The sequence below is a fragment of the Campylobacter showae genome (genome assembly GCF_963515975.1).
Lineage (GTDB): Bacteria > Campylobacterota > Campylobacteria > Campylobacterales > Campylobacteraceae > Campylobacter_A > Campylobacter_A showae_F.
Window position 1 is genome coordinate 1 of sequence record NZ_CAUPZM010000003.1, and the last position, 12,367, is coordinate 12,367.

The window sequence follows — 12,367 nt, forward strand, 5'->3', positions numbered from 1 at the left end:
CAATCGATCACTTGTTTAGATTTCAAAGATTGACTAATTAGTTTAACAGTGTTAAATTAAAAAACATAATTTAAAAGTTAATTTTAAGATTCTCTAAAATTAGAGAATGGTTTATTTAACTCAAAATTAAAACTTACGATATTAAAAGAAAAGGCTTTATTAACGTGAAAGTTAAAGGTGGTTTCTCAATTCGTGAGCTCGAATTATACAGATAGGATGCTTAAAAAAAGCTGAATAAATAAACCAAATTCGTATATTTTTTAATTTTACGAACGATCAGCAAAAGCAACCTGCAAAAAGCCAGTTTCTGGCGTTACGGTTATAGTAGCTGTTTTTTTAGCCGTACTCAAAACTATTTGACAATTTTCGCCATTATGAACCAGTCTATCATATCCCCTAGCTGCACCACCTCCACCAGGAGTACTTACGCTTCTCATAGGTCTTCCAAACTCGTCAAAAGAGATAGTTTGCAAATTGCCTCCGCATACCCCACCTAGACGTACATCAGTTATGCCAAATTTTTTTGCCAAATTATATTTACTGCTAGCGTTTGCGCAATTGGCACTCGAAATGCCTGCCCATCCTGAGCTCATAAATCTATTCGAATCCAATGGGTCTCTTGCAACTTCGTTTGCCGAATTTAAATTACCTGTCGCATCTCCATCGTCATGGTATACGCTATATCTCCATTCGTTTGCACCGTCGCAAAATGCAGCCCTAGTAAAAGTTATACTCCACCTCTTTCTAAACCACCTAGCATCAGTAGGATCAAATTTACTATCCTGCATAGCTAGGTGCTGAGTATAGCGGATATGCGACATCACTTGGTCGGCAGCCTCTGCGATATGATCGTCGTTTATTCTCGGTAACGCAGCGGCGGCTATTATTCCTATTACCACGATCACAACGACAAGCTCTAGCATAGTAAAAGCTTTTTTCATCAAATTTATCCTCTAATCATCTTTTATAATCTTAAAATTTACGATTTTTACGCCGAATTTATAGACCGCTATATTACCATAATTATCTTTTAAGTCCAAATTTGCTAGCTGCAAATTTGCGTCCGGACGCGTATCTACGCCGTAAAATTTAAGTCTCAAATCTAGCTTTTTATCACCCGTAAAAATTTTTTCTACGCCTTCATTTTTTAGCTCTTTTGCAAGCTCTTTTGCTACATGATATCTGTAAACAAAATGTTTGGTCGGGTCTTTTAGTATGCCGTAAAGCATCTCATTAAAAAGTACGAACAAAAACCCAACGAGCAAAGAAGCCGCCGCAAAAGAAGCTAAAATTTTATACCCGCGCCTAAACATCGGCAATCTCACGCGGTACGAGCTAAAAAATACCCGAACCAAAATCGGCACCGAAATAACGCAAAAAGGCAGGTAGTTTTCGAGCTCAAGCCGCTGTCTGATCGATAAAACCAAGCAAAACAAAAACGCCGTTATGCAGACAAACCAGAGTAAATTTTTGGTCTCTTTTATCCAAATTCTATACATAGCATAGACAAAATAGACGAAAATAAAAGGCGAAAACGCGGCGGCAAAAATACTCACGGTATCAAGCAAATGGCCACTAGGCTTACCGCCCGAGTCAAATCCGTAAAAGTAAAAGCAAAGCGCAAAAAGCAGCGCCGCAACCCAAGCCATCCTAGCGTCGCGCCTATAAACGCCGAATGCAAAAATAGCCGAAAAATAAACCAAAAATGCGCCGCTAACAAAAGGCAACACGCATAAAAGCGCGTAAAAGGCTAGCATTTTGCGTAGTTGATAAAGATAAATACTTAAAAGCGAAAGCGCGATTATGATGCCGGCGTCGTTTACCAAGATCGCCGACGCCATCGTCGCAGGAAGCAATATAAACACGACTGCGCTTACTACTCGGTCAAATTTGCGTTTTAAAATTTGCTTTGAGACCTTGTAGAGCAGCGCGACGCTAAAAATATGGCAAATAACAAAAGGAAGCCGCAAAGCATAGTCGTTTTGCCCGAAAACCTCAACCGAAAATCTAGCCAAAACGGCTGAAATTTTAGGCGAGTTATAAAACGCATCCGCCTCATAGTAGCTGATGCTAATCGTGCTAATCGCATACGACAAAAAGCAAAAATCAATAAGGCAGATGATAAAAAGTAAAAACGTTTCCGAGCGCAACATGGCTAAATTTAGGGCTTAAATTTGCTCTTCCCAGAAAAACTCTATCCACTCGTGCGCCTCTCTCACCGTAAAGTCAGGCAGTAAAAGCGCTTTTTGCTTATAAAAGATAGTCGCGATCTTTAGCTCGATATGCGGGAAGCGTTTTAGAAGCTCTTGTTTGATAGCTATCATGCTCTCGCCAGTATCGATCATATCGTCTACTATCAAAATTTTATTAAATTTAGATAGATCAGGGATGTTAAAGATATCGATAGTATCGAGCTTTTTAGTCTCTTCGTAGTGGATTGAGTTTAGCGTAAAAAGATTACGGTTATTTAGCAGGCTCGCTAAAAAATGCCCCAAAGTAAGACCGCCGCGAGCGACTGCTAAAATCACTTCTGGCTCGAAGTTTTCTTTGATATCCCGCACCATTACTTTTACGTCTTTATGAAATTCCTCAAACGGATACTTTAACATGTTTTCTCCTTAATGCACTAAAAATACTATAAAACTAATGAGCGCAAGTACGATAACACCGATATTTACGTATTCCCACTCCCGTCTCATGATACGAACCAGCAAATACGCCATAAATCCAAACGAAAGTCCCGTCGTGATCGAATACGTAAGCGGTATCAAAATAACTATCAAAAATGTCGATACGGCGATAGCGGGATCTTTAAAATTTATATTTCCAAGCTCGCTAAACATCAGCACGCCGACCATCACGAGTATCGGATATATCGCGTTTGAAGGTATCGCTTTAAAAAGCGGCAGCATAAAAATCGTAAGTACAAAACATAGTCCGCAAAACACCGCCGTTAGTCCCGTCTTGCCGCCCTCCTCTACGCCGCTAGCACTCTCGGCAAACGACGTCGTCGTACTAACGCCCACTAGCGAGCCAACCATTGTGGCTACCGCGTCGGCTTCGAGGGTTTTTTCTAGTTTTTCGACGCCTTTTTGATTGCTCTCGTCAAAGATTCCCGCTCTATTTCCCACGCCCGCTAGCGTGCCGATAGAGTCGAAAAGATCGGTCACGAAAAATGTAACGATCACCGGAATCAGCGCAAAAGATAGCGCGCCCATGATGTCAAGCTCTAAAAATATCGGCGAGATCGAAGCCGGTAGCGAGATAAACTCCTTCGGATACGGCGCGATACCGAAAATCCAAGCGACTACCGAGGTCGTAAATACCGCGATGATGAAGGCGCCCTTAACCTTCCACGCCCAAAAAAGTATAACGAAAAATAGCCCCACAAAGCCCAAAACAACGTTTGGATCTTTTAAATTTCCAAGCCCGACCAGTACGGCGTCGTTGTTTACGACTACGCCCATTTGCTGAAGTCCGACGAAGGCGATAAAGGCGCCTATGCCCGCGCTTATCGAGCGTCTGACGTCATCGGGGATAGACTTTAGGACCCAGATTCTAAAATTTGTAAAAGATAGCACGACGAAAATTATACCCGAGATGAAAACCACGCCCAGAGCCGTCTGCCACGGTATTTGCATACCTAGCACTAGTCCAAAGGTAAAATACGCGTTTAGCCCCATTCCCACGCTCATAGCCACAGGCGTGTTCGCCCATATGCCGTTTAGCACGGTAGCGATCACCGTAATGAGCGCCGTAGCCGTGATGAGTGCGTCCATCGGCATGCCCGTTTTGCTCATGATTATCGCGTTTACGGGCACGATATACATCATCGTTAAAAAGGTCGTGAGTCCTGCGCTAAACTCGGTCTTTACGCTAGTGCCGTTTTGCTTGAGTTTAAAAAAATCCAATTCCGCCTCCTTAGTTATCGTAAATTTTTAGTTCGTTATACAAGCTATCTCGCTCGACGGGGACAAAGCCCGAAGTCTGAATGAGATCGGTAAAATTTCTAAGACTCATACCGCTTGCCGATTTCGCTCCGGCCGCGCTTTGGATGCTCTCTTTTTCTATCGTGCCGTCTAGATCGTCAGCGCCAAATTCCTGCGCGACCATGGCCAAATTTATCGTCGATGTCGCCCAGTACGCCTTTATGTGCGCGACGTTATCGAGCGCCAGACGCGAGATCGCAAATGTTTTTAAAATTTCGGCCGAACCGGGATAGTTTTCTACTTTTAGATAGTTGTTGTCGCGCTGATAAACCAGCGGGATAAAGGCGTTAAATCCGCCCGTTTTGTCCTGCAAATCGCGGATTCGCAGCATATGGTCGATACGGTTTTGCCTGCTTTCTACGTGGCCAAACAGCATCGTGGCGTTGCTTTCTCTGCCCTTTTCGTGCCAAAGGCGGTGGATTTTGAGCCAGTTTTCGGAGCTTACCTTGCCTTTGCAGATTTTACGCCTGACCTCTTCGTCAAAGATCTCCGCTCCGCCGCCGGGCATCGAGTCTACGCCGTATTCGAGCATCTTTTCTACGACTTCTTCGTAGCTAAGGCCGTGTTTTCGCGAGAGGAAATCAACCTCCGCGGCAGTTAGCGCCTTGACGTGGATTTGCGGGTATTTTTCCTTGATCTTTTTAAAAATTTCCAAATACCACTGCCACGATGTGTCGGGGTTGTGCGCCGAGACGATGTGTATCTCTTTTGCACCGCCGGCGACGCTTTTTTCGACGATTTTTAGGATCTCATCGTGGCTCATCGTATATGGATTAGGATTTTTGCGGTTTGCCGAAAACGCGCAAAATTTACACACGTCCGCGCAGATGTTTGTCGGATTTATGTGGCGATTTACGTTAAAAAATACTTTTTTGCCATGCAGTTTTCGCCGTTTGGCGTTTGCGAATTTACCCAGCGTAAAAAGGTCCAGGTCGTACAAGACGGCGCATTCGTCCGCGTCCAGACGTTCGCCGCTTTGGAGTTTTTCTATTAAATTTGTCAAATTTTATTCCGAAAATAGATATTAAACGGCGATTATATGTTAAAAAAGCTTTGTTTTTGCAAAATTTTAGTATCATCGGATAAAATTTACACAAAAAGACGGCGGTAAAAAGTGGCTTTAAAAGGAAATTTAAACGGCGTTTTAGGAGGCACGAATTTAGCCTCGCAGCTAAAAAAGCTTCAGGGCAAGGGCTTTGCAAATTTCATCGCAAAGCAAAGCGACGAGCTCATAAAAGCTCTGTGCGCGCGTGTTTTGGACGAGATTTTCGCTGACTTTAACCCAGATGTAGATTTTATCCCGTTTTGCGTCATCGCTACCGAAAAGTACGCCGACAACCTCATCTCCACGAGCTCGGTTTTAGAGATTTTACTCGTCTTTAAAGAAAATGCCGGCTTTAACGTCAAATTTATCCTAAAAAAACTAGTCGCCGCGCTGGAGGGCTCAAATTTAAAGCTAAATATTAAAATTTGCGAGCTGGACGAGATTTTCGAATCGCACAAAAACGACCACAAAGCAAAGGCCGCGTTTAGCCGCATCCGCTATATCTGCGGCTCGCGGACGCTTTATAAGGCCGCTCGCTCGGAGATTTATAAAACTCGCGAATTTAACGCGCAGGAAAATCTCAAATTTTACGCCAAAAATTTAGGCGCTTTTAACGAGATCCCAAATATTAGGCAAGAGCCCGATCTAAAAAACGACCTTGGCGGCACAAACGACATCTACTACCTAAACTGCGCTCTAAACGGCTTTGAAAACGAGATCAGCATGCGCTCGCAGGCTCTAAAATTTATCGACGAAAAGGAACTTAGCGCGCTAAATTTGGCGGCTGATTTTATCCTTTGCGTAAAATCGGCGCAAAATTTAACCTCCGACTCCGACATTTTTGATCCCGCCAAGCTAAACGAGATCACCGCGCTCATGCAAACCAAGTCCAAAAAAACGCAAGAAAACAGTAGCGTCATATCCCAAAAACTCTTTTTCTGCATGCACTCGGTCGCCGTTTTCTCGCGCTATCTGGTCGCTAGCTTTTACAGGAGTAAATTTACGAGCGGGGTTAAATTTAGCCAGCTGCGAGCTGCTCGGCTAAAAAACGGATTTTATAGATTTGAAAACACGATTTACGTACCGCTACACGTCCGCCCTCGCCCTCTAAACGCCGTACTAAAGCAGCTTGTAGCTCTCGGCGATGCGGAGTATAAATTTGACGTCGGGACGATTTTTTACCTAAAACGCGCGCAAATCAGCAAAGAAGACGCCGAGGATTCGCTCGCGCTTTTTAGAAAAATTTTGATGCGAAACCACGCTCACTGCATCATTAAGGCGCTTTTGGACGCGGAGATTTTGCCAGTTTTAGTTAAGCCGCTCGAGCACGCCGTAAATTTGGCCGAATTTGACGGCTACCATAAATTTAGCGTCGGCGAGCACTGCGTTTTAAGCGTCAAATTTGCCGAAAATATCAAAGATAAATTCGTAAAATCGCTTTACGACGAGCTTTGTATCGAGGGGCGCACGCTGCTAAAGCTAGCCTTACTGCTGCACGACGCGGGCAAGGGTCTAGGCGGCGATCACTCGGTCGTGGGCTCAAATATCTTTCGCGCCTACGCCGCAAAGCTAAATTTGAGCGCAAAGGCCGTAAATATCGGCGTTACGCTCGTACGCTACCACACGCTGATGAACGACGTGGCAAACCGCGAGGATATCTACGATCAGCACACGATTTTTAGCTTTATCTCAAAGCTAGGCGACCCGCAAACCCTAAAACTCTCCTATATCGTCGCCTACTGCGTGATAAACGCAACCGACGAAAAGCTCTATACGCCCTATCTGGCGCGACTTTTGCGCGAGCTTTACGGCATTTGTTTGCAAAGCTTCGAGGATGAAAATCTGCTCGATGAAGCTTCAAGGCGCGTAAAAAAGGAGCTTAGCATCAGGCGAAACGCTAAATTTGCAGCCTTAAACGAAAATTTGAAAGAAAAAATTTTCGCCATCCGCTCAAATTTACTCTTTGCCAAATACCAACCAGCAGACATCATCGGCATCGCCTGGGCCGCTCAAAACGCCGATAAACTAAGCGTGCAGATACAAAATCACCAAAGCCTAAGCATCGAAATTTACGCGCAAAACTACCCGAATTTAGCGGTTTTGCTCTCGTCTTTGGCTCACCTTGATCTTGGATTTATGGAGATTTTCGAGCTGTTTGACGGTAAATTTTACGTCAAGCTGGAGTTTAACAAAAACGTAAAATCAAGCGAACTAGAAACCCTAAAAAACCTCATCGAGATCTCTCTAAAAAGCGGTGCCTCGGCGCAGATAAATCGCCCGACCATACTAAAAGGCGAGCTAAATTTCGACCCAAACCACTCGCAAGAGTACGCGAAGCTTGGCATAAACGCGAAAGATCAGCGCGGGCTGATGGCTTACGTATTGGGAGTTTTTAAGGAATTTGATGTAAAAATAGCCAACGCTAGAATCCAAACCGTAAAAAACAGGACGCGAAATTTGCTGCTTATACAAAAGCGCGAGGGCGTGGATTTGGGCGAAATTTTAAAATTATTAGAAAGCGAGTAAACATGTGCGGAATCGTCGGTTACGTCGGCAATAGAGAAAAAAGAGAGTTTATTTTAAACGGATTAAAAGAGCTTGAGTACCGCGGCTACGATAGCGCAGGCATGGCTGTGATGAGCCTAGAGGGCGGTTGCGACAAATGCGCGCAAGAAATCGCCTTTTTTAAAGCCATCGGCAAGCTTGAAAATTTAGCCAAAAAATCAGAGGGCTTTAGCTCTAGCGGCGAGGGCGTAGCGATCGGGCACACGCGCTGGGCTACGCACGGCAAACCCACCGAGATCAACGCTCACCCGCACCTTGGCGAGCACTCTTTCGTCGTTCATAACGGCATCATCGAAAACTACAAAGAGTTAAAAGAGGAGCTTGAGGCAAAGGGCGTTAACTTCCTCAGTCAAACCGACACCGAGGTTATCGTGCATCTTTTTGAGGAAAATTTAAAAACTATCGGCGAGCCGTTTAAAGCATACGAGGCTACGGTAGCGCGTCTGCACGGTGCTTACGCGACGCTGCTTATCACCAAAACGGCTCCGGGCAAAATTTTCTTCGCCAAGGACGCTGCACCGTTAGCTATCGGCAAAAGCGAGGAGAAAGAGGTATTTTTCGCCTCCTCGGACGCCCCGCTAATCGGCCTAGCCAAAGAGGTGTGCTACCTAGACGACAAAAGCTACGGATTTGTAAGCCTAGACGAGATCGCAGTTTTTAAAGACGCAAAAAAACTAAGCCCGAGCTTTGCCGCTCTGCCTGCCGATAAAAGCTACGCGCAAAAAGAGGGTTACCGCTTTTTCATGGAAAAAGAAATTTACGAACAAAGCGCGGTAGTCTCAGAAACGCTAATGGGACGCGTCAAAGAGGATGCGGTAGGTCTTGAAAATTTAACGAACGAGTACCTGCAAAATATCGATGATATAGTGATTTGCGCATGCGGCACTAGCTATCACGCGGCCCTTACGTCTAGCTATCTTTTTGAGCGGCTAGCAGACACTAGAGCCAAGGTCGAGATCGCGAGCGAATTTCGCTATAGACGCCCAAAGCTAAACAAAAACGCCCTTTTTATCGTCATCTCGCAAAGCGGCGAGACGGCCGACACCCTAGAAGCGCTAAAAATCGCCAAGCAAGCGGGGCTAAAGACGCTAGCCATCTGCAACGTCGATAACTCATCGATCGTGCGATTAGCGGACGACACGCTGCTAACTCGCGCGGGCATCGAAAAGGGCGTAGCCAGCACCAAAGCCTTCGCCACGCAGGTAGTAACGCTGTGGATGCTAGCGCTGCAAATCGCGCAGGCTAAAGCCTCCATAAGCAAAGAAGAGCTAAAAAGCGAGATCGCGGCACTCCTGCACGTTCCGCAAATTTTAAACATCAGCAAAGAGCCCCAAGAGCGTATCCGCCGCCTAGCCAAGCACTATTTGCACGGCCATGGCTTCTTTTTTATCGGGCGCGATATATTTTATCCGCTAGCGCTAGAAGGCGCGCTAAAGCTCAAAGAGATCTCCTATCTGCACGCCGAGGGCTACCCTGCGGGCGAGATGAAGCACGGCCCTATCGCGCTTGCCGACGAAAGGCTCTTTACGATCGCGCTGATGCCGCAAACCGTCCTTTACGAAAAAACCAAAAGCAACGTCGAGGAACTCGCCGCCCGCGACGCCTATATACTTGCGATCAGCCCCGAGGAGTTCGAGCTTAGCGACGATTTTATCAAAACGAGCAGGCAAGCTCACCCGATGAGCGAGTTTTTCGAGATGATGATCATCCTGCAGCTTTTTGCGCTGGAAATCGCCGTGAGGCTGGGCAACGACGTGGATATGCCGCGAAACCTCGCTAAAAGCGTGACGGTAGAGTAAATTAATAGGCGAAATTTGACGAGCGGCGACGTTAAATTTCGCCTTTAATCCCAATCTGTAAATTTAGACGAGTAGACCTCTCGCCTAAATTTCTCTCAAACTTTATTCTAAATTTAAATATAAATTCATAGGCGCCGGGAGTATCATGCAAAATTTAAACGAAAAATACGAAATTTATCAAAAAAGACTTGATAAAAAAGCGCGCCGTCTCGCGTCGCTGATGAATGACGCAAAATGGCTTAAACTCTGCGAAATTTTAGAGGCCTCGGGCTGCAAGGACATAAGCGTAAAGCTGCTATCAAGCGACGAGGAGATCGCGATCGTCTGCGGCTTTGGTTGCTTAGGGGACGGGTATTTTGACTGCGCCAACGGTGCGATTTTATTTAAGGATTTGCGCTGGGTTTTCGTGCCTAAATTTTACGAGCGGGCGCGTATGAACAGAGCCGAAAAACTCGCTTCTAAATTTATCCAAAATCCGCTTGAAACGGTGCTAGAGGCCATGACAAAGGCAGGTAAATTTGACTATGAAATAGATGAAAGCGGGCTAAAAATTTGCGGATATAGATAAATTTGACGCAGGCAAACGAAGTCAAATTTAAAGCCGCGCTTGCTCGCCAAATGTAGCGAAATTTGATAAAATTTGACGAAATTTAACTAAAAGGAGCAAAAATGAGCGCTCATCTATGCCCAAAATGCGGAGAAAACACGATCTATTTTGACGGCATCTGCCACTCATGCCGCCAAAAGCAGAGGCGAGAGGAGATTTTAAACCTAAGCGCGGACGAAGTGGAGGCTATGATCCTAAAAATCGTGGACAGAATCGACGAGATCGAAAAATGGGATGAGATTTGTAACGATTTTTGGGCGCTTTTTAGCCTGCTGGATATCCATGATACAAGGATCGCGCGAGCTGCGGCGGCGAAGCAGGTCTACTATCCGCCCGAGCTCTACTTCGGCGCGCCTAATGACGTAAGAGACGCGCTCATAGCCAAACTAGACTCGCTACAAGATAACTCCAAAAACGCGCTAAATCACCTTCTGTGCTCGCTTGCGTGGCAGGGCGACGAAAAAACGGCGGAGCTCTTTTACGAGCTGTATAAAAATCCGAGGCCGTGGCGCAAAAAGCTCTACGTAGGCACAGATTTTTACGCGAAAATCGGCGGCTGGAGCTTTGACGAGACGGGCGAGCGCAAATCGCTAGTTTTTGATAAATGCCTTACTGCGGTGCGCGTGAAAGACGGCGAGGAGAAAAACGGCGAGCGCGCGAGCGGCTGGGTAAATTTAAACGCGGATGAGCCCGTACAAATCGGCAGGCCTACAGGGCAAAAGTGCGAGTTTTGCGGATGCGAGATGCTGGATATGCTGCGTCTTAAGGCCGATGAGCCGCGGCTTGCGTTTCTGAATTTAAAGCGCGACGCGATCTTTCGCTGCTGCCCGACCTGTATCGGTTCGGTCATTTATTTTTGCAAGAGAGGCGCAGACGGCAAGCCGGAGCTAAGCTATAAAGGCGAAGGATTTACGGAGAGTTGTTTTTCGCAAGAGGACATGGCGCGACTGTGCGATATGAAATTTAAGCTAGGCGGCGAGGTTGCGCCATTTTACGGCTGCTTTGGCGAGCTTGATACGACCGTGGGAGGCTATCCGCAGTGGGTGCAGGACGCCGAGTATCTAGCCTGTCCTAGCTGCGGCGGGACGATGAAGCATCTAGCGCAGATCCCGTTTGGCGAGATGATAGAGGGCGAGGGCGTCATATACGTGCAGATCTGCGAGAAATGCGAGGTTTTGGGCGGCTGCTTTCAGTGCACGTGAGGGCGGGGCTTTTGAAATTTGCGCCCCGAGCCTGCGCAAAAAATTAGCTATAATGCAAGCAAAATTTGATTTAAGGAGAAAATATGGGGCTATTCGGTTTTGGCAAAAAGGCTGAAAAGGCGCAAATTCCAAGCACTTTTGCCGGCAGAGTGGATAAATTTTGGGCGGAATTTAGCGGCGTGATAGATGAGATCAAGGCTGATTTGGCGGCGGAGGAGTTTGAAAAGGCGATGCAAAAGGCCGACGAGAAGCTTCGTATCTGCCTTGCCGAGCCATATTTTATGACGGGACTTGCGGGCGATAAGCTCGATCTGGTGCTGACTCCCGAGGGCATGAGACACCGATTATTTTGGCTAAGCTTTATCAAAAACGCTATGCCCAAGCAGCTCGAATCCAAAATGCGCTGCACGCTCGGAAAGCCGCGCGCGCCGCGAGGTATCGGCGGGATCGAGATGTACGATACGCACGTAAACGCCGAGGAGTCGATGATCTACGCGCAGTTTAACGAAAGCGACGTGGATATTAAAATTTACAACGAAAACCTAGCGGCTCTACTTGCGCAGGACGAGGGCAAGGCCTATAATCTTAGTTTTATCCTGCTTGACAATATGATCGGCGAAACGGCAATCATAAATACGCTAGGCGAGCTTGAGGTGCTCGATAAGCCACAGGAAAACGGCGTGCCGCTAAGCGATTTCGCCGATCTGATCGATGAGAAATTCGGCGAAAAAGCCGCGCGCGAACCGCTAAAAAATTTTTTCAGCTATCAGATGGAGCCGCGTGGCAATGGAGTGCGCGAGGACGTGATCGTGGGCACCACCTGCCTAACGGCCATCGTAAATCAGTACCTAAATGGCGAGCGCGACATCTATAACGAAGCCTTCGAGCTCGGTATCAAATTTTGCTTTCTTAGCATTGATAACGGCGGCGACGTGCAGGCGGGCTTTGATCTGCGAAATAAAATCGAGGACGATGAGCTAGAAAGCTGCGGCTCGTTTTTGGAGATAATCGGCGGCGCAACCGGGCAGAAGCACGCATACATCGATCTAATCTGCTATGACGAGGAAAGACTAAAAGAGAAAGTAAGCGAGCTTTGCAAAAAATACGGCGTAAATATCGAAATCCATGACTTTAAAAGATGAATTTAGTTGCGAGCGTCA

General features: G+C 46.4%; 10 protein-coding genes. 5 read left to right on the forward strand and 5 right to left on the reverse strand.

Features of this window, described 5'->3' with window-relative positions:
• Nucleotides 1–266: 266 nt before the first annotated feature.
• The 5 genes from RWM02_RS01430 to mqnE are packed head-to-tail and all read right to left on the reverse strand — an operon-like array spanning nt 267 to nt 4,992.
• On the reverse strand, nt 267–941 hold the full coding sequence (locus RWM02_RS01430; protein WP_122862775.1) for a prepilin-type N-terminal cleavage/methylation domain-containing protein: 675 nt from the start codon (nt 939–941) through the stop codon (nt 267–269).
• 12 nt (nt 942–953) lie between these two features.
• The gene (locus RWM02_RS01435; protein WP_314068649.1) at nt 954–2,153 is read right to left on the reverse strand and encodes a glycosyltransferase family 39 protein; all 1,200 of its coding nucleotides are present in this window, start codon (nt 2,151–2,153) and stop codon (nt 954–956) included.
• Between the two features lie 15 nt (nt 2,154–2,168).
• Nucleotides 2,169–2,609: a phosphoribosyltransferase gene (locus RWM02_RS01440; RefSeq protein ID WP_314068651.1), complete on the reverse strand. Its 441-nt coding sequence runs from the start codon at nt 2,607–2,609 to the stop codon at nt 2,169–2,171.
• A 9-nt stretch (nt 2,610–2,618) separates the two neighbouring features.
• A complete protein-coding gene (locus RWM02_RS01445; protein ID WP_314068653.1) occupies nt 2,619–3,911 on the reverse strand; it encodes an NCS2 family permease in 1,293 nt (430 codons plus the stop codon).
• 10 nt (nt 3,912–3,921) lie between these two features.
• Nucleotides 3,922–4,992, reverse strand: coding sequence for an aminofutalosine synthase MqnE (mqnE, locus tag RWM02_RS01450; protein WP_314068654.1), 1,071 nt, complete (start codon nt 4,990–4,992; stop codon nt 3,922–3,924).
• Nucleotides 4,993–5,103: 111 nt separating this feature from the next.
• Here mqnE and RWM02_RS01455 point away from each other — a divergent pair, with 111 nt between their 5' ends.
• The 5 genes from RWM02_RS01455 to RWM02_RS01475 all read left to right on the forward strand — a co-directional run bounded on the left by RWM02_RS01455 (nt 5,104) and on the right by RWM02_RS01475 (nt 12,349).
• Nucleotides 5,104–7,560, forward strand: coding sequence for an HD domain-containing protein (locus tag RWM02_RS01455; protein ID WP_314068655.1), 2,457 nt, complete (start codon nt 5,104–5,106; stop codon nt 7,558–7,560).
• Between the two features lie 2 nt (nt 7,561–7,562).
• Nucleotides 7,563–9,398 (forward strand): glutamine--fructose-6-phosphate transaminase (isomerizing), encoded by a 1,836-nt coding sequence (gene glmS / locus RWM02_RS01460; RefSeq protein ID WP_314068657.1) that lies wholly within the window; start codon nt 7,563–7,565, stop codon nt 9,396–9,398.
• Between the two features lie 145 nt (nt 9,399–9,543).
• Nucleotides 9,544–9,966: a DUF6678 family protein gene (locus tag RWM02_RS01465; protein ID WP_314068659.1), complete on the forward strand. Its 423-nt coding sequence runs from the start codon at nt 9,544–9,546 to the stop codon at nt 9,964–9,966.
• A gap of 101 nt (nt 9,967–10,067) precedes the next feature.
• On the forward strand, nt 10,068–11,207 hold the full coding sequence (locus RWM02_RS01470) for a cytochrome C (protein ID WP_314068661.1): 1,140 nt from the start codon (nt 10,068–10,070) through the stop codon (nt 11,205–11,207).
• A gap of 83 nt (nt 11,208–11,290) precedes the next feature.
• On the forward strand, nt 11,291–12,349 hold the full coding sequence (locus tag RWM02_RS01475) for a hypothetical protein (RefSeq protein WP_314068663.1): 1,059 nt from the start codon (nt 11,291–11,293) through the stop codon (nt 12,347–12,349).
• The last annotated feature ends 18 nt before the right edge of the window (nt 12,350–12,367 follow it).